The organism is Kitasatospora sp. NPDC127111 (assembly GCF_042677465.1).
GTDB lineage: Bacteria > Actinomycetota > Actinomycetes > Streptomycetales > Streptomycetaceae > Kitasatospora.
In genome coordinates this window covers 28060-46042 of record NZ_JBHXTG010000042.1, presented here as the reverse complement: position 1 = coordinate 46042, position 17983 = coordinate 28060, and the positions used below count along the sequence as shown (strand labels likewise).

14 protein-coding genes are annotated in these 17983 nt (G+C 74.8%); 4 read left to right on the top strand and 10 right to left on the bottom strand.

Features of this window, described 5'->3' with window-relative positions; all coding sequences use genetic code 11:
* Nucleotides 1–22: 22 nt before the first annotated feature.
* A complete protein-coding gene (locus ACFVHB_RS24090) occupies nucleotides 23–1504 on the top strand; it encodes an NCS2 family permease (protein ID WP_380325882.1) in 1482 nt (493 codons plus the stop codon).
* Between the two features lie 83 nt (nucleotides 1505–1587).
* Nucleotides 1588–2898, top strand: a complete 1311-nt coding sequence (locus tag ACFVHB_RS24085; protein ID WP_380325879.1) for an XdhC family protein — start codon at nucleotides 1588–1590, stop codon at nucleotides 2896–2898.
* A gap of 59 nt (nucleotides 2899–2957) precedes the next feature.
* On the opposite strand, the gene ACFVHB_RS24080 is transcribed toward ACFVHB_RS24085, so the two are convergent.
* Nucleotides 2958–3251, bottom strand: coding sequence for a hypothetical protein (locus ACFVHB_RS24080; RefSeq protein ID WP_380325876.1), 294 nt, complete (start codon nucleotides 3249–3251; stop codon nucleotides 2958–2960).
* A 255-nt stretch (nucleotides 3252–3506) separates the two neighbouring features.
* On the opposite strand from ACFVHB_RS24080, the gene ACFVHB_RS24075 reads away from it, so the two are divergent.
* The gene (locus ACFVHB_RS24075; protein WP_380325873.1) at nucleotides 3507–3800 is read left to right on the top strand and encodes a hypothetical protein; all 294 of its coding nucleotides are present in this window, start codon (nucleotides 3507–3509) and stop codon (nucleotides 3798–3800) included.
* 73 nt (nucleotides 3801–3873) lie between these two features.
* On the opposite strand, the gene ACFVHB_RS24070 is transcribed toward ACFVHB_RS24075, so the two are convergent.
* Nucleotides 3874–4077, bottom strand: coding sequence for a cold-shock protein (locus tag ACFVHB_RS24070; protein WP_380325870.1), 204 nt, complete (start codon nucleotides 4075–4077; stop codon nucleotides 3874–3876).
* Between the two features lie 118 nt (nucleotides 4078–4195).
* Here ACFVHB_RS24070 and ACFVHB_RS24065 point away from each other — a divergent pair, with 118 nt between their 5' ends.
* Complete coding sequence (locus ACFVHB_RS24065; protein ID WP_380325867.1) at nucleotides 4196–5257, top strand: helix-turn-helix transcriptional regulator; 1062 nt, start codon at nucleotides 4196–4198, stop codon at nucleotides 5255–5257.
* On the opposite strand, the gene ACFVHB_RS24060 is transcribed toward ACFVHB_RS24065, so the two are convergent.
* The 8 genes from ACFVHB_RS24060 to ACFVHB_RS24025 all read right to left on the bottom strand — a co-directional run bounded on the left by ACFVHB_RS24060 (nucleotide 5248) and on the right by ACFVHB_RS24025 (nucleotide 17749).
* Nucleotides 5248–6162 carry an SDR family oxidoreductase gene (locus ACFVHB_RS24060; RefSeq protein WP_380325864.1) on the bottom strand — a complete coding sequence of 305 codons (915 nt, stop codon included), beginning with the start codon at nucleotides 6160–6162 and terminating at the stop codon, nucleotides 5248–5250. The genes ACFVHB_RS24065 and ACFVHB_RS24060 overlap by 10 nt on opposite strands.
* 149 nt (nucleotides 6163–6311) lie before the next feature.
* The gene (locus ACFVHB_RS24055; RefSeq protein ID WP_380325861.1) at nucleotides 6312–8045 is read right to left on the bottom strand and encodes an SDR family oxidoreductase; all 1734 of its coding nucleotides are present in this window, start codon (nucleotides 8043–8045) and stop codon (nucleotides 6312–6314) included.
* Nucleotides 8042–9031: a M24 family metallopeptidase gene (locus tag ACFVHB_RS24050; protein ID WP_380325858.1), complete on the bottom strand. Its 990-nt coding sequence runs from the start codon at nucleotides 9029–9031 to the stop codon at nucleotides 8042–8044. Before ACFVHB_RS24050 ends, ACFVHB_RS24055 begins: the two co-directional genes overlap by 4 nt.
* 14 nt (nucleotides 9032–9045) lie before the next feature.
* Nucleotides 9046–10134, bottom strand: a complete 1089-nt coding sequence (locus ACFVHB_RS24045; protein ID WP_380325855.1) for a PDR/VanB family oxidoreductase — start codon at nucleotides 10132–10134, stop codon at nucleotides 9046–9048.
* Between the two features lie 253 nt (nucleotides 10135–10387).
* On the bottom strand, nucleotides 10388–11302 hold the full coding sequence (locus ACFVHB_RS24040; protein ID WP_380325852.1) for a metal-dependent hydrolase: 915 nt from the start codon (nucleotides 11300–11302) through the stop codon (nucleotides 10388–10390).
* 200 nt (nucleotides 11303–11502) lie between these two features.
* Nucleotides 11503–12282 carry an IclR family transcriptional regulator gene (locus ACFVHB_RS24035; protein WP_380325849.1) on the bottom strand — a complete coding sequence of 260 codons (780 nt, stop codon included), beginning with the start codon at nucleotides 12280–12282 and terminating at the stop codon, nucleotides 11503–11505.
* A gap of 173 nt (nucleotides 12283–12455) precedes the next feature.
* Nucleotides 12456–17192, bottom strand: coding sequence for a hypothetical protein (locus ACFVHB_RS24030; RefSeq protein WP_380325846.1), 4737 nt, complete (start codon nucleotides 17190–17192; stop codon nucleotides 12456–12458).
* Nucleotides 17189–17749, bottom strand: a complete 561-nt coding sequence (locus ACFVHB_RS24025; RefSeq protein ID WP_380325843.1) for a hypothetical protein — start codon at nucleotides 17747–17749, stop codon at nucleotides 17189–17191. The genes ACFVHB_RS24030 and ACFVHB_RS24025 overlap by 4 nt, the downstream gene beginning before the upstream one ends.
* Between the last annotated feature and the right edge of the window lie 234 nt (nucleotides 17750–17983).

The following is a 17983-nucleotide window of genomic DNA, read 5'->3' as shown; positions in this document are numbered from 1 at the left end:
CCTTTGACACTTGGGAGTGGACATGACCAGGATCCCCACGGAGCCCGGCACCACTGAAGACAGACCCGCCGAGGACGACGCCCCCACGTCGACCCCCGCGACTCCTTCGAAGAACGCGCTGGACGCGTACTTCAAGATCTCCGCCCGGGGATCGACGCTCGCCAACGAACTGCGCGGTGGTCTCACCACCTTCATGGCGATGGCGTACATCATCCTGCTCAACCCGATCATCCTGAGCGGGGCCGACGTCACCGGCGTGAAGCTGGACCACGCCGCGCTGACCACCGCCACCGCACTGGCGGCCGCCGTCACCACCATCCTCATGGGCGTGATCGGCAACGTCCCGCTCGCCCTCGCCGCGGGCCTCTCCGTCTCCGGGGCCGTCTCCGCCCTGGTCGTGCCGCACACCACCTGGCCACAGGCCATGGGCCTGTGCGTCATCTACGGCCTGCTGATCGTGCTCCTGGTGGTCTCCGGCCTCCGCGAGAAGATCATGAACGGCATCCCCCTGCCGCTCAAGCACGCGATCACCATCGGCATCGGTCTCTTCGTGACGATCATCGGCCTCTACAAGGCCGGCTTCGTGCACACCGGCGGGCCCACCCCGCTCTCGCTCGGCCCCTTCGGCGAGCTGGCCGGCTGGCCGGTCCTGATCTTCTGCCTCACCCTGCTGACCATCTTCGTGCTGATGGCCCGCAATGTCCGCGGCGCGATCCTGATCGGCATCGCCGCCGGCACCGTGGTCGCGGTGATCGTCAACAAGGTCGCCGACATCCCCGCCGACGCGTGGAAGAGCGCCGCCCCGGTCTGGCCGGGCAGCCCGGTCTCCGCCCCCGACTTCAGCCTCTTCGGCGACGTCGACCTGTTCGGTGCCTTCGGCGGGAAGGGCATGGGCGCGATCAGCGCCTCGGTCGCGGTCTTCACCCTCGTCCTGGCCGGCTTCTTCGACGCGATGGCCACCATCATCGGCGTCGGCACCGAGGCGGGCCTGGCCGACAAGCAGGGCCGGATGCCCGGCCTCTCCAAGGCCCTGTTCATCGACGGCGCCGGCGGCGCGGTCGGCGGCCTGGCCGGTGCCTCGGGCCAGACCGTGTTCGTCGAGTCCGCCACCGGCGTCGGCGACGGCGCCCGGACCGGCCTCGCCTCCACCGTCACCGGTGGCCTCTTCGCCCTGATGCTGTTCTTCTCCCCGGTCGCCGCGATCGTCCCGGTCGAGGTCGCCTCCGCCGCCCTCGTCGTCATCGGCTCGATGATGATGAGCCAGGCCCGGCACATCGACTGGTCCGACCGCGAGGTCGCCATCCCCGCCTTCCTCACCTGCGTCCTGATGCCGTTCACCTACAGCATCACCGCCGGTGTGGCCGCCGGTGTCATCTCGTACACCGTGATCAAGGCCGGCCAGGGCAAGTGGCGCGAGCCCGGCCCGCTGATGTGGATCCTGACCGCGGTCTTCGTGGTCTACTTCGCGCTCACCCCGATCAAGTCCTGGCTGGGCGTGCACTAGCAGCACCGCCGCCGTACGGGAATCGTTTCCCGTACGGCGGCCCCTCCCGTTCCGTCCCCCCGAGGTGTAAGGAGCCCCCCGACATGCAGGACATCGCCGAGCAGCTGCAGGTCTGGCACGCGTCCGGGCGCTCCTTCGCCGTGGCCACCGTGGTCGGGGTCTCCGGCAGCGCGCCGCGCGACCCGGGGGCCGCGCTCGCCGTCGACACGGCCGGCGAGGCGATCGGCAGCGTCTCCGGCGGCTGCGTCGAGGGGGCCGTCTACGAGCTCTGCCAGGCCGCCATCGAGTCCGGCGAACCGGTGCTCGAACGCTTCGGCTACAGCGACGAGGACGCCTTCGCGGTCGGCCTGACCTGCGGCGGCATCCTGGACGTCTTCGTCCAGCCGGTCGTCCCCGGCACCGACCCCGCGCTGGACGCGGGCATCACCTCCATCGCCTCCGGCACCCCCGTCGCCCTCGCCCGGGTGATCGCCGGCCCCGGCGGACTGGTCGGCGCCACCGTCGCCGTCACCGCCGACACCCACCACGGCGCCCTCTCCCCCGCGCCGACCACCGCCCACCCGTCTCCCGCCACCACCCTTCCGACGACGCTCCCCCAGCCTCCGGCCGGGGGCACCCCGATCGCGCGAAACTTCCTGTTCGCCCTGGAGCGCGCGATCGTCGCCGAGGCCCGGGCCATGCTGGACGCCGGCCGCACCGGCAAGGTCGTCCTCGGCCTGGACGGCCGTCCCTGCGACGACCAGGAGCAGGGCACCGTCACCTTCTTCGTCGAGTCGTACGTGCCCGCGCCGCGGATGCTGGTGTTCGGCGCGATCGACTTCGCCGCCGCCGTGGTGCGGATCGGCAAGTTCCTCGGCTACCACGTCACCGTCTGCGACGCCCGCCCCGTCTTCGCCACCGAACGGCGCTTCCCGGAGGCCGACCAGGTCGTGGTCGACTGGCCGCACCGCTACCTGGACTCCCAGCTCGACCGGATCGACGGCCGCACCGTGCTCTGCGTGCTCACCCACGACGCCAAGTTCGACATCCCGCTGCTGGAGCGGGCACTGCGGCTGCCGGTCGGCTACGTCGGCGCGATGGGCTCGCGCCGCACCCACCGCGACCGGCTCGCCCGGCTGCGCGAGGTCGGCCTCACCGAGGCCGAGATCGGCCGGCTGCGCTCGCCCATCGGCCTCGACCTCGGCGCCCGCACGCCCGAGGAGACCGCCGTCTCGGTCGCCGCCGAGATCGTCGCCCACCGGCGCGGCGGCAGCTGCCTGCCGCTGAGCGCCGGCGACGGGCCGATCCACCACGACCTGGCACGGGCCGGGGACGCGCCGGGGCCGGGGGAGGCCGGCGGCGAGGCGGCCGCGGCGGCGGCCGACACCGAGGACCCGCGCCCACACGCCGCCTGACGGTGTGACCGGCGGAGCGTAGCGCGGGCCGCCCAGCGGCGAGCGGGTGACGCCGCGGCTCAGGTCACGACGTTGTAGGCCTCGCAGATCAGCGGCGGGACGGTCGGGATGCCGACCTCCTGGAGGATCGGCATCAGCACCGCCGCGAAGTGCTCGAACGCCTCCCGGGACTCCCACACGTCCGTCACGTGCCAGCCACCGTCCGGCGTCGGGCCCGCCGCGTGCAGGACCAGCCCGCGCACCGGCCAGTCCGACGGCGCGTTCAGCCCGGCACCGCCGGTCAGCCGGTCCACGGCCTCCTCGTACTGTTCCTGGGTGACCTCCGGGAAGTCGAAGGCCGCGATGATCGCCATGGGGATGCTCCTGCCCGGTCGGGTTCCGCCGTATCCGTCTCCGTCTCCGCCTCCCATGCAGCCCCCGGCCCGGCCCGCCGGCCAGCCCAGCGCCCCCGGCCGGGTGACCCCACGGCTCCCACGCCGGCCCCCGCGGGACCGGCTGACGTTCCCGCGGCACCGGCTGACATTGCGGGGCCCGGGCGGCGGCGGGACGCTGGAGCTCAGGAACCGCCCCTGCGGGCCCCTCGCGAGCCCGGGGAAGGAGCACCGGTCATGCGTGCCCTGCTGGAGATCTCCCTCGACACCCCGACGGCGAACGCCGTGATCAACGAGCGCGCGGTCGCCGAGAAGTTCGACCGCATCATGAGCGCCCTCAAACCCGAGGCCGTCTATTTCTTCGCCCGCAACGGTCGGCGCAGCCAGATCATGGTCATCGACGTACCGGACGAGGCCTCGCTGCCGTCCGTCTGCGAGCCGTTCTGGCTGGAGTTCAACGCCGAGGTCGACGTGCACATCTGCATGAACGCCGACGAGCTGCGCGAAGGGCTGAGCCGCCTGGAGCGCTGACCACCGCTCAGTCCGGCCCGGTTTCGGGTTACGGCTTACGGCTTACGGCTTACGGCTTACGGCTTACGGCTTACTACAGCGGGCGTACCCGCTCGGCCACCCAGCGGCCCTCCTGCTCGGTCGGGTCGTACTCCACCCGCTGGCCCTCGGCGAGCGCCCGGTCCTCCCCGCCGACGATCGAGTCGAAGTACACGTACAGCGCGGGCCCCTCCTCGTCGGGCGTGATCAGGCCGTAGCCGTGGTTCACGTGGTAGGACTGCACGGTGCCGGTGGCCATGGGTGCTCCTTCGCTTCCGCTCGGTGATGAACCCCCTGGACCTCCTGGGTAACAGACGACCACCCCGGATCCACAACGGCGCGCCCTAGGATCGGGGTGACGAGGGAGGTTGTGGCCGATGCGGGCGGCGCGCGCGATATCGCTCCTGTTGCTGCTCCAGGCGCGGCGGAGCATGACCGGGCCCGAGCTGGCCGCGGAGCTGGAGGTGTCCGAGCGCACCGTCCAGCGGGACGTGCTGGCGCTGGCCGAGGCCGGGGTGCCGGTGTACGCCGACCGCGGGCGGGGCGGCGGCTACCGGCTGCTGGACGGCTACCGCACCCGGCTGACCGGGCTGGACCGGGCCGAGGCCGAAGTGCTGCTGCTCGCCGGACTGCCCGGCCCGCTGGGCGACATGGGGCTCGACGGCCCGGCGCTGGCCGCCCGGCTGAAGGTGCTGGCCGAACTCGGCGAGGCGCCCTCGGCCGGCGTGCGGAGGTTCCACCTGGACGCGCCCGGCTGGTTCCGCACCGCGCCCGCGCCGCCGCTGCTCGCCGAGGTCGCCCGGGCCGTCTGGGGAGAGCGGCTGCTGCGGGTCCGCTACCGGCGGAGCGGGCAGGCCGCCGTCGAACGGACGCTGCAGCCGTACGGCCTGGTGCTGAAGGCGGGCGCCTGGTACCTGGTGGCCCGCCCGGACGGCACGGGCGGCACGGGCGGCACGGGCGGCGCGGACGGTGCGGACGGCACGGGCGGCGCGGACGGCACGGGCGGCACGGGCGGCGCGCGGGTGTACCGGGTGGACCGGCTGGAGTCCGCCGAGCCGCTGGAGCCGCGGTTCGAACGCGACGAGGGGTTCGACCTCGCCGCGTACTGGGAGGCCAAGGCCGCCGAGTTCGCCCGCTCGCTGCTGCGGGAGAGCGTCCTGGTGCGGCTCAGCCCGCTCGGCGCCGAGCGGCTCCCCCACCTGCTGGAGCCGGTCGCCGCCCGGCAGGCCCTGGCGACCGCCGGTGAGCCGGACGGCGACGGCTGGGTCACCGTCCGGCTCCCGGTGGAGTCGGCGGAGGTCGCCTACGACGAGCTGTTGCGGCTCGGTCCCGAGGCCGAGCTGCTCGAACCACCGGAACTGCGGCGGCGGCTGGCGCGGGCGGCGGCCCGGACGGCGGCGCTGTACTCCGCCGCCGCCCGAGCCGGTGCTCAGCGGTAGCCGGCCGGGTCCAGCGGGCCCTCCGCCCGCTCCACGTCCACCAGGTAGCGCCACGCGTCCGGGCGGCTGCCGTCGAGGTCGGTGAAGCCGTACTCCCCCGCCAGGGCGCCGCTGGAGGTCGACTTCCCGTTCCAGCGGGCGCGTTCGGGGTCGGCGGCCAGCGCGACCACCGCGCGGCCGACGTACGCGGGCGACTCCGAGATGCCGAACTGCGGCTCCCGCGCGGTCGCCTCGCGCCAGGTCTCCTCGGTGACGCCGAAGTGCTCCAGCATCATCTCCGACCGCATCCAGCCGGGCGTGAGCGCCACCGCCGTCGCCCCGCGCGGGCCGAGCTCGTGCCCCAGGGCGAAGGCCATCCGCAGCACCGAGGCCTTGGCGAGGTCGTAGAAGAAGGAGTTCCGGTAGCGGGTCGCGTTGTACTCGACGGTGCCGTCGGTCATCTCCACCACCAGCCCGCCCGGGTGGCGCAGCAGCAGCGGCAGCAGGTGGTGGCTGGTGATCGCGTGCGTCTCGACGGCGAGGCGCAGCAGCCGCAGCCCGTTGTCGAGGTCGTGCTCCCAGACCGGGCTCTCCCACGCGAACAGTTGCTCGCCGCCCCAGATGTCGTTCACCAGGACGTCCAGCCCGCCCTGCTCGGCCTCGATCCGCTCCGCCACCGCCGCCACCTCGGCGGGCACCAGGTGGTCGGCCCGCACCGCGATGCCCCGCCCGCCCGCCGCGGTCACCAGCGCCGCCGTCTCCTCCAGCGTCTCCGCCCGCCCGTACTCCGACCGGTGCCCCTCGGCGCTGCGCCCGGTCGCGTAGACCGTCGCCCCCGCCGCACCCAACTGCACCGCGATCCCCCGCCCGGCCCCTCGGGTGGCCCCCGCCACCAGTGCGACCTTGCCCTTGAGCGGCTGTCCCATGCCTCGTCCTTCCTCGCGCTTTCGCCGACAACGACGATGCTGCCGTGGAACCCCGACACCTCCTGTCGGGATTATGGACGCCTTGCCAACGCGGGGTACCTTCCGGATCCTGCCCGACGCCCTCTGAGGGGCCGTCGGGCAGGACCCCCTCAGGTCACGTTGAGGCGGGCGGCGAGACGGAGGAGGCCCGGGGAGAGGCGGCTGAGGAAGCGGGCCGCCTTGGCCTCGGGGGTGACGGGGACGACCGGCCTGCCGGTGCGGACGGCGTGCACGATCGCGGCCGCGACCTTCTCGGGCGGGAAGCCGCGGCGGGCGTAGAGCCGGGCGGCGCGGGCCTGCTTGGCGGCCTGTTCGGCGGGACTGGTGCCGGAGAAGGTGGAGGTACGGGTGATGTTGGTGTTGACGATGCCGGGGCAGATGGTGGAGACGCCGATGCCGTGGGCGGCCAGCTCGGCGCGCAGGCAGTCGGAGAGCATGAAGACGGCGGCCTTGCTGGTCGCGTAGGCGGTGAGCGCCTTGGACGGCAGGTAGGCGGCGGCCGAGGCGAGGTTGACGATGTGGCCGTCGGCGCCCCGGTCGGCCATCAGGTTGCCGAAGGCGCGGCAGCCGTGGATGACCCCCCAGAGGTTGACGTCCAGGACGCGCTGCCACTCCTTCTCGGTGGTCTGCAGGAACGTCCCGGAGTGGCCGATGCCGGCGTTGTTGACCACCACGTCGGGGATGCCGTGCTCGGCGGCGACCGTCTCCGCGAAGGCGTCCACGGCGGCGCCGTCGCTGACGTCGACCCGGTAGGCGTGGGCCGGCGGGCCGATCAGGCCGGCGAGTTCGGCGGTGCGCCGGGCCGCGTCGAGGTCGAGGTCGCACACCACGACCCGGGCGCCCTGCTCGGCGAAGGCCAGCGCGGTGGCCCGGCCGATGCCGCTGCCGCCGCCGGTGACGACGACCAGCTCGCCGGGGCGGGCCCGTTCGGCGCTGCGCCCGGCGTCGACGGCGGCGGTGAACTCGCGGACCATGCCGGCCACGGTGGATCCCTTCTCCAGCAGGGCGGACCAGTGGGTGGCGTGCAGCGAGCGGCGGGTCAGGTCGGGCACCCAGCGCTCCAGCCCCTCGGAGAGGAACTCGCCGACGTAGTGGTCCTTGGTCAGGGTGATCAGCTGGACCGGCACCTTGGTGGGCCGCTCGCGCGGTCGGCGCAGCGCGGGCCGCATGTTCGCCCGGTACAGCTCGATGCCGCGCACGGCGTCCCGCCGCAGGGTGGGCTGCGGGTGGCCGGCGCGCGGGGTGACCTCCTCCAGGTCGCGCAGCACCCGGCCCCAGGCGCGGGCCAGGCCGAGCCGCCAGATGCCGGGGGCGAGGTAGGGCAGGTGGAAGGCGGTGATGTACCAGGAGTGCACGCCCTGGGAGAGCAGCTGCCGCAGGTGGCGGGGGGTGGGCCGGCGGTAGCGGTCGCGCAGCCAGAAGCCCATGTGGTCGAGGCAGGGCCCGGACATGGTGGTGTAGGAGGCGAGCCGGTCCTCGGCGCCGGGGGTGGTGACGGCCTCCCAGGACTGCAGCGAGCCCCAGTCGTGGGCGACCACGTGCACCGGGCGGTCCGGGCTGACGGCGTCGGCGACCGCGAACAGGTCGGCGGCGAGCCGCTCCAGCCGGTAGCCGTCGCGCGTGGCCGGGACGCCGGACTCACCGGCGCCGCGCACGTCGTAGCGGACGACGTGGTGGTCGCGGGCGAGGTCGTCGGCGACGTCGTCCCAGACCACGTGGGTGTCGGGGTAGCCGTGCACCAGGAGGACGGTGGGCGCGGCGGGGTCGCCGTCCTCGAAGACGGCGAGCGGCAGCCCGCCGGAGGTGACGGTCCGGCGGCGGGTGGTCGTCCGGGGGGGCGTCATCGGGTCGTCTCCTGGGCGGTCGCCGGGGTGGGTGCGTCGTCGGTCGCGGTGGTCGGCGTGGTGATGGCGGCGGTGGTGGGGGTGGGGGTGGTGGCGGTGGGGGTGGGGGTGGTGGCGGTGGGGGTGGCGGTGGGGGCGGTGGGGGTGGTGGCGGTGACCGCCGTGGTCCAGCGGCGGACGTGCGGCAGGTCGTCGTCGAGCCAGTACGCGTCGTCCTCGGTGACCACCAGCAGCTCCTCGAACTTGATGCCCACCTCCCGGAACCCGATGTGCGGCTCCACCGCCCACAGGCCCGGGGTCGGCGCGTGCCGGGAGGACCGGCCGTCCGCCCAGAGCGGCGAGCGGCCGTGCAGGCGTTCGCCGATCAGCTCGCGGCCGAGGGTCTGGAGTGTACGCACCCCGAAACCGAACAGGTTGACCCCGGCCGGTCCGCGGGCGGTCATCCGGGTCACCTGGTGGCCGATCACCCGGCCCGGGTAGACGCGGTGGCGGTTGTCGTAGCCGTGCACCTCGATCTGCGCGTCGACGGCCGCGTACACCTCGTTCAGCGGCTTGCGGGCGCGGACCTCGGCGAGGATCAGCTCGCGGTACACCTGGAGGTCGGCGGCGAGCCGGTCCCAGACCGGGTTCTCGCCGACCTTGCCGCCGTAGCCGATGTCGGCGGTGTAGCCGTCCACGACCGGCGCGCAGTCCAGCACGTACGGCATGCCCTCCTCCAGGCGGCGGTTGCCCGCGAAGAACTGGAGCGGGGTGTGGAAGTGCCGGAACGCCGTCCGGTCGCCGAACCAGGCGAACGGGACGTGGAAGAAGTCCTGCACGCCGGCGGCGACCAGGCAGCGGCGCAGCTTGGCGGTGGCCTGGCGCTCGGTGACGCCGGGTTCGATCCAGGCGGCGACCTGTTCGGCGCAGTGGTAGGCGAGTTGCTGGGTCTCCCGGAACCGGGCGAGGTCGTGCTCGGTGAACGGGAAGGCGGGGGTGCGGGGCACGGCGGGGCTCTCCTTTACACGTCCAGGACGAGGGTCTCGCCCTCGGCGGCCCGGGAGACGCAGGGCAGCAGGGCGCCGGCGGCGCGCTGCTCGGGGGTGAGACGGCGGTCTCGGTGATCGGGCCGGCCGGCGAGCAGGCGGACCTCGCAGGTGCCGCAGAAACCCTGGTGGCAGGAGTACGGCAGGTCGGGGCGGGCCTCGCGGAGCACGTCCAGGGCGGACCGGTCGGCGGGGACGTCGAGCGGCGGACCGTCCGCGCCGAGGCGGACGGTGAACGGCTCGCCGTCGGTGATCGGGGCGGCGCCGAAGCGCTCGAAGTGCAACGAGGCGGCGGGCGAGTCGTCCAGCGCCCGCTGGACGGCGGCCAGCATCGGGGCCGGGCCGCAGCAGTAGACGGCGGCGCCGTGCGGGGCGTGCGCGAGCAGCTCGGCGCCGGTCGGCACGCCGCCGTGCTCGTCGTCGGTGCGCAGGTGGACCCGGCGCGGGTCCAGGGCGCGCAGCTCGTCCGCGTACGGGAGGGTGTCGGCGGTGCGGCCGACCTGGACGAGCTGCCAGTCCAGGCCGTGCCGCTGCGCCTCGCGGGCCATCGGGAGCAGCGGGGTGACGCCGATTCCGCCGGCCAGCAGCAGGACGGCCGGCTCGGCGCAGAAGGCGAAGCCGTTGCGCGGGCGGCGGGCGGTGAGGCGGCTGCCGGGGTGCAGGGTGTCGTGGATCTCCACCGAGCCGCCGCCTCCCCCGGGGAGCCGGCGCACGGCGATCCGGTAGTGGGTGCGGTCGGCCGGGTCGCCGCAGAGCGAGTAGTGGCGCTCGCGGCCGGAGGCGAGCGCGAGCCGCAGGTGCGCGCCGGGCTGCCAGGCCGGGAGGGGGCCGCCGGAGGGGTCGGCGAGCCGCAGCTCGACGGCGTCGACGGCGACCTGACGGCGGGCGGTGACGACCAGTTGCAGCGGGGGGACGGGTCGGCTCTGCGGGCGGCGGGGGCTGCGCCGCAGCAGCGGACCGCCGAGCGCCGGGGAGTAGCGGTCGCCGAAGGCGGTGAGGCGCTGCAGGAACCGGTCGGCGCGGGGGCGGCCGTAGAGGTCGGGCGGCGGGGTGTCCAGGTCCATGCGGTTCCTTCGGTCGGGGACGGCGGGCGGGGGGCGGCGGGCCGGCGCGAGGGTAGCGGGGTGGCAGCGGGGGCGAGGGCGGCTGGCGGGGCGAACAGATGACAGATGACAACTTTCAGCGTTCAACTTTCAGCTAACAGATTTCAACTGATGAAATCTGTTAGCTGTCATCTGTTCGCCGTGAGCCGTCGTCCGCAGGCCGCGGGCCGTCGTCCGTGGTCCGTCGCCCGTGCCCCGTTGACCCCTCCGGCCGTCAGTGGGTGGCGGCGGCGCGGGCGGCCGGGGAGGTGGCGAGGTAGCCGAGGGCCTGGCTGGAGGAGCCCTCTTGGGTGGGGTGGTAGCCGGGCCGCAGGTAGCGCAGGCCGGAGCGGACCGACTGGAGCGGGTCGGGCAGCAGGCCGCGCTTGGCGATCCGGCCGGCCTCGCGCCAGGTGGGCTTGAGCCGGCCGTCCAGGGTCGGGTCGGCGGCCAGCAGGAAGCGGGCGCCGCGCACCCAGAGGTGCACCAGCAGCGGGCCGGAGACGACCATGCCGCGGATCCGGCGCAGGTACCCGGGGTCGAGGTGGACCATCAGGTCGAAGGCGACGCTGCGGTGCTCGACCTCCTCGGCACCGTGCCAGCGCAGCAGGTCGAGCATCGTCGGGTCGGCCTCGGCCCGGTCCAGGCCCGGGGAGTTGAGCGCCCAGTTGCCGAGGAAGGCGGTGAAGTGCTCGATCGCCGCGATGAAGGCGACCCGCTCGATGACGTTCTCGCGCCGCTGGGCGGGCGTCAGGCCGGGCTTGTCGCCGAGCACCCGGCGGAACAGCCAGGAGACCTGCCGGACGTAGGGGCGCGGGTCGAGGCCCTGGCCGAGCAGGTGGTCCAGCACCTCCTGGTGCGCCTCGGCGTGGATGGCCTCCTGCCCGATGAAGCCGAGCACCTCCTCGCGCAGCCGCTCGTCCCGGATCAGCGGCAGCGCCTCCTTGAACACCTTGACGAACCAGCGCTCGCCCTCGGGGAGCAGCAGGTGGAGGACGTTGATGACGTGGGTGGCCATCGGCTCGTCCGGGATCCAGTGCAGCGGCAGCCGGGCCCAGTCGAAGCGGACGTCGCGGGGTTCCAGGACCAGGGCGTCGTGGACTCGCGAGGCGGGGGCGGCGACGGCGGGGACGGGTGTGCTGCGGGACATGGGAGGCCCTCCTGACCTGCGGGTGGCTGCTCGACTGAGGGAAACGTACTCGCGGGTAGTGGTGGCGACAAGGGTTTCGGCGACTCTTATCGACATCGAGTCTAATAAGTGATGTACACCGCGGGAGGCTCCCGGAAACGCGGAAGCCCCGCCGAATCCCCGGGCGGGGTGTCGGCGGGGCCACGGGCCCTGTCGGACGGTCAGACCGCCATGGCGAGCATCAGCGGCGCGGCCCGGGCCGCCAGCAGCTCGGCGGCCGCCTTCAGCCGGTGCACGTTGTCCACCGGCATCGAGGTGGCCAGGCAGCCGACCGTGCTGCCCGCCGTCACCGGAACGGCCGCGCAGACGGTGCCGAGCGCGTACTCCTGGATGTCCAGCACCGGCACGGTGGCCGGCTGGCGCTCCAGCCGGTGCATCAGCTGGTCGGCGTCGGTGATGGTGCGCGAGGTGAGCCGGGCCACCGGGTGCCGGGACAGGTGGTCCCGGCGGGCGTCGTAGTCGAGCTGGCTCAGCAGGCACTTGCCGATCGCGCTGGCGTGCGCGGTGGCCCGGAAGTCCACCCACTCCTGCACCGCCGGCGCGTGCTCGCCCGCGGCGACCGCCTCCACCGACAACTCCCCGTCGTGGTACCGGCTGAAGTACACGGCCGCACCCAACTCGTCGCGGAGCTCGGCGAGTTTGCGGTCCATCCGGGCGCGCACCAGCTGCTCCCGGTTCTGCTGCCCGAGCAGCGCGAAGGTACCGCCGAGCACCCAACCGCCGTCCTGGCACTGGAGATAGCCCTCGATCTCCAGGATCTCGGCGAGCCGGCGCACCGTCGGCAGGCTCAGGGACGTCTCCCGGGCGAGGGAGACCAGGGTGGCGCCGCCGGGGTGCCGGTCGACGGCCTCCATCAGTCTCAGGGCGTGCTGCAAGGAGGTGAAGGGACCGGGCATGCCCTGGTCCGGTGCGGCGTGACGACCCGGGGCTGGTGTCGACATGTCGTCCCCTTCCGATGTCCGCCCGGGGAGCGATCCGCGGGCTTCTCCAGCCTATCCACCCCGGGCGCCCGGCAGTTGCCGTCCGAGGATATTGGTGCAGGTATCGTGAACGGGCTTGACCGGCATATGCCTCCGATCGCCGGCCGGAACGGGCACCGCACCGCGCGGAGGTCTCAGGAGGCCGGCGGGCAGGGATCGGTGTACTCGGTGCCGGGCAGCAGCCCCTGCCACTTCTCCTCGCTCATCCGCCCCGGCAGCGCGGCGCAGAGCGCCTTCGGCAGCTCGTCGTCCAGACCGGTGGGCACCAGCAGCACGCCCACGTCCAGCGCCCGCAGCAGGTCGGAGTCGAAGTCCAGCAGCATCGCCCCGTCCGTCGGGCCGATCGCCAGCACCGTGAGGCGCTTCAGGTCGATCCGCGCGTAGTCCTTCAACCGTTCGGCGTTGGCCAGGAGTTCGGCCCCCGCGCCGTCCTCGTCGGCCGCCGAGGGCGCGCGCCAGATCGCCAGGCCGCCGCCGTCCGCCGTCTTCCAGCCCACCAGCCGGCCGCTCTTCTGAGCGGCCTCCAGCCCGGACAGGGCGGTCAGACCGCCCTGGAGGACGACCGGGCGCAGCTCCGGCAGCCTCAGCAGGGCGGGCCTGCCCCGGTCGCTCGCCACCGCGAGCAGGTGGTCGGAGACCAGCGCGTTGACGTGGCCGTCGCCCGCCAGCGTGCCCATGGTGCGGGCGCCGTCGGGGCCGCCCGGGGACCAGAGCCGGATCACGGGCTCGCCGATCTCCCGCCGCCCCGGCTCCGGATCCTTCAACGGCGCGGTGACCAACAGCCAGTCACCCTCCGTGCGGTAGAGCGCCTGCGGCGGCTCGTCGACCCGGGCCGTCTGGACCGGGTGGCGCGGATCGACGAAGTCCCAGAACTGCGCCTGCCGGGGCAGCAGCAGCGCCGCCGACCGCGGGCCGGTGAACGAGGGAACGGCCTGCGGACCGGCCCCGCCGATCGTCCCCTCCTGCTCGGCGCGGTCCAGCCGCTCGATGTTCCAGATCACCGCGTCGCCGGTGGCCGCCCGGTGCAGCAGCAGACGCTTCCCGTCCGGGGCGAGCGCGAAGCCCGCCGAGCCCGCGTCACCGTCGCCCGAATGCTCGAACTCCTGGCCCGGTGTGAGCGCTCCGTCGGTGAAGTCCCAGAGTTTGAGCCTCGTCCCGTCCCGGTTCTGGCTGATCAGCGCCGCGCGCCCGGGCAGGAAGCGCGCCCGGGCCCACGGCTCCGGCAGCACGGCCGCCACCGACGGGGCCTTGTCGGGGTCTGCGATCCGCCAGATCCGGGCGGTGTCCGCGACGACGTCCGTCCCCACGTAGAAGCCGCCGTCCGCCGAGAGCATGGAGCCCGAGACCGTCCCGCGCTGCGCCGCGAGGTCCGGCACCGAACGCCGCAGCGGGCTCCAGAGGCGGATGCCGCCGTCGTAGCGGCCCGCCGCGAGAGCGCGGTTGTCCGGCCGGTAGGCGACCGCCTGGACCGCGTACGGCGGCATCGGCACGTCGTCCTCGTCGCCCGGTCCCAGCGTGGCGAGGTCGGGCCGGGGGCCGGTCGTCCCGCGACCCTCCGACGGCAGCTCGTCCGGGCCGCCGAGGTCGCTGTCCTGCGGCCCGACGGTGAAGACCCGCACGTGGCCGTCCCAGCCGGCGCCGGCCAGGTAGCGGCTGTCCCCCCGGAAGGACAGCGCGGGAGTGCCGGCGGGCAGCCTGAACGGGCCCAGGGCCTTCTGGGGGTGCTCCCGGTCGGTGATGTCCCAGGCCTTCACGTCCTCCGGGCCGCCGCCGGCCAGGGTGCGGCCGTCCGGGCTGATCGCGACCGAGAACGCGTAGGCGTCGGTGATCAGCGTCCCCGGTGCGGCACTCAGGCGGTCGGGGGCGTTCCACAGCCGGATGTTGCCTCCGTGCAGCCCCACCGCCACGGTCCGGCCGTCCGGGTGGAAGGCGACGCAGTTCAGCGGCGTCTCGCCGTCCGGTCCGGCGACCCGCCCGCCGGTCGGCCGGCTCGGGTCGGTGACGTCCCAGAGCACCAGACCCCGGTCGGTGGCCACCGCGAGCAGCCGTCCGTCCGGGCTGACGGCCAAGCCGTGGGCCAGGCCCGAGTCGTCGGCCGTCACCCGCGCGACCTCGCGCGCGTGGTCCGGGTCGGCGAGGTCCCAGACGTAGAGCTGCCGGCCCGCCTGGGCGAACAGGTGCCGGCCGTCCGGCCGCCAGGCGATGGTGGCCGTCCCGTCCACCGCCAGGGTCTGCCGGGGGTGCGGACGGACCGGGTCGGAGACGTCCCAGGTCCGCACGGTGTGGTCCTTCGAGGAACTCGCGAGCGTCGCGCCGCCGGGCTGGAAGGCGAGGTTCAGGACGGCGTTGCCGTGCCCCTCCAGAACGGCCGGGACCGGGGTGAGCGCCGACCGGAGCAGGGCGGACCTCGCCTCCACGGTCGGGGCGGTCCGGAAGGCCACCAGGCTCATCTCCAGTGCCGCCGCCGGGTCGTCGGGCCGGAGCGCGTCCGCCACCGCGGCGATCCGCTTCGACCGGACCTCCGCTGCGCGGTCGTCGGCGAGGCCCTGCTGGAACCTGGCGACGACCACCGCGCCGACCAGCGCCAGCACGAGGGTGACCGCCGTCGTGCGGAAGGACCTCCTGGCCCGGCGCTGCCGTCGTTCCAGCTTCGTGCAGGCCCGGAGGTACTCCAGCTCGGCGGTGGTGAGGGTGATCCGTGCCGCCGGGGCGGTCCTGGCCGGGTCGGTCCGGCCGCGCAGTGCGGCGAGCTGGTCGCCGCCGACCAGGTAGGAGCTCCGGCGGTCGCTCTCCTCCCAGCGGGCGGCCAGCCCGGTGAGGCGCTGGCGGGCCAGCAGTTCCTCCTTGGACTCGCCGAGCCACTGGTCGAGCTGGTCCCAGGCCCGCAGCAGCGCCTCGTGGCTGATCTCGACGAAGCCGCCGCCGCGCACCACCAGGCGGGCGTGGGTGAGGCGGTCCAGCACCTCGCTGATCACCTGCTGCTCGGCGGCGGAGCGCCCGTCCAGCAGCTCCGCGAGGCCGGCCCGCCGGCGCACCGCGACGTCCTGCGGGCCGATGTGCACCATGCGCAGCAGGATGTCCCGCAGGACGCCGCGGCGCCGGTCGTCCAGCTCGTCGTGGAGCCGCTGGGCGGTGTTGCTGACCGACTGCCAGATGCCGCCGGTGCGCTCGTAGCCGGCGAGGGTGAGGACGTGGCCGCTGCGGTGCAGCCAGGTGGCGTGCAGGGCGTGGGCCAGGAACGGGAGGGCGGCACCGGGCGAGGACGGGCGGTCCTGCCGGCCGTGCCGCAGGTCGTGCAGGAGCCGGTCGGTGAGGCCGTGCTCCAGGCTCAGACCCGCCCGGGCCGCCGGGAGTTCGACGGCCTCGCGCAGTTCGGCGGGCGTCAGCGGCGGGAGGTTGACCACGCCGCGTTCCACCGCGGCGTAGAGGGTGGGGTGGTCGGTGAGGAGGCCGTAGTGGTCGGCCTGGACGGCCAGCACGGCGAGCGGCCGCCCGGACGGGGCGGGCGCGGTGAGCGGGGCGGGCGCGGTGGGCGGGGCGGGCGCGGTGGGCGCGGTGGGGGCGGTAGGCGCGGCGGGCGGGGCGAACGGGGCGGGTCCGGCGGGCGGTTCGGACCGGTCCGGCCGGGCGGGGCCGAGCAGGGAGAGGAACCGGTCCCGCTCGGCCTTGTCCTCGCAGCGGGTGAAGACCTCCTCCAACTGGTCCACCAGCAGCAGCCGCGGGGTCTGGTGCCCCGGCCGGGCGGGCGGGAACTCCCCCGCCGACAGCGCCCGCAGCACGTCGTCGGGGGCCCGCCCGGTGCTCTGGGCCCACCGTTCGGCGAGCAGGTGCAGCGGGTGCTCGCCGGGCGCGGGCAGCAGCAGGGCCGGCCAGGGCACGGACTGGGGCCGCTCCGCCCGGCGCTCCCCGAGCCCGGCCAGCAGGCCGGCCCGCAACAGGGAGGACTTGCCGACGCCGGAGGAGCCGACGACGAGGACGGCGTCCTGCCGGCCCGGCGTGCCGACCTCCGCCAGGAGCCGCTCGGTGAACCGCTCGCGGCCGAAGAAGTAGGCCGTCTCCGCCGCCTTGAACGCCCCCATGCCGGGGTACGGGCAGGGGCCGGGTGCCGGCGGCAGCGGCCGCCAGTCGGGCCGCTCGGGGTAGGCCCGGTTGCGGGTGAGGACCGCCGAGACCAGGGCGCCGTCGCTCTGCAGGCGCGGGCCGGCGCCGTCCCAGGGCAGGCCGGCCAGGCCCCGGTAGAGGCTGTCCAGGGTGAGGTCCGGCGGACCGGACGGGTCGCCCTCGGCGAGCAGGGTGAGCAGTCGCCCGCTGAACAGCGTGTGCGGCCGGCCCGGCGGCGCGAAGGCGAGCTCGTAGCGGGAGGCCGAGCTGAGCAGGGCGCTGCCCTGCGGCCGGGCGTGGACGGCCGGGTCGCCCGGGCCGGCCTCGGGGACGGCGGCCCGGCCGGAGTAGCAGCAGTCCAGGACGACGACGCTGCCGTGGCGGGCGGTGCCGAGGAGGTGCCGCAGCACCGTGTAGGGGACGGCGTGGCCGATCGACTCGTCCGACTCGCTGGCCCAGGTGGCGAGGTGGAGATCGTTGCCGGGCCCCAGGATGCCGTGGCCGACGTAGTAGAGCAGCAGGACGCCCTCGGCCTCGGCGGCCTGCCGCTCGACCAGCGTGACCACGTCCGGGGCGGTGGCGTAGGGCGGCAACCGGTGGATCGCGTCGGCTGCCAGCCCGCAGAGCTCGCGCAGCGCGGTCTCGACGTCGTCGAGCGTGGTCTCCACGGCGGGCAGCGGCCGCAGCAGCGAGCCGGCCCGGTGGGCGCCGGTGCCGATCAGGACGGCCCGCGCGCCCGGCCCGAACAGCCGGCCCGGCGGGGCGCTCACCGCGCGGCCCCGTCACCGCCCGCCCCGGGGCCGCCCGATCCTGGGCTGCCCGATCCTGGGCCACCCGCTCCGGGGCCCGCGGGGTCGGGGACCTCAAGGGCGGGGCCGGCGGCACCGGGACCCGCGGAACCGGAGCCCGGGCTGGTGACCGCCGCCCCGGAGGTCGGCGGCCCGTCCGACCCGCCATCCAGCGCCGAGGTCAACTCTCTCACCAGGTCGGCCATCTGTTGCGGCGTCAGCCCCTTCACCTGTCGGGTGGAGAGGCTCAGCCGGCTGCCGTCCGGCCGGGTGATCGTGAGGGTGTGACCGGCACGCCGGGTCCGCACCCAGGCGACCACCGCCCCCGCGAACACGGCCGCCACGCCGCCCGGTTCGAGCAGGGCGACCAGCGCGTCGGCGGCCAGGCCCATGCTTCCCGGCTCGGACGGCCCGCCCGCCCGCCCGACCCGGCCGCGCAGCCCGGGCTCCTCGGCCAGCCAGCGGCGCAGCTCGTGGAGGGCGCCGCCGTCGGCACCGTTGCCCTGTCCTTCGTCCTCGACGCTGACGACGATCCGCATGATCCCCCCGTCGGACAACCTTTCTGACGATCGGTCAGCGTAGCCGTCCGGCGGCTCCGGGTCAGCGTCCGTGCACGAATTCGCGGGCGGCGAGCCTCGCCGGGGGTGGCGGCCGACCGCACTCGGGGCCAGCGGCCCCGGACGGCGAACGGGCCCCTCCCCCACTGCCCTGGGGGGAGAGGCCCGGCCGCGGCCGCCGGGGTGCGGGCCCCGGCGGCCGGTGAGGGGGGGGTC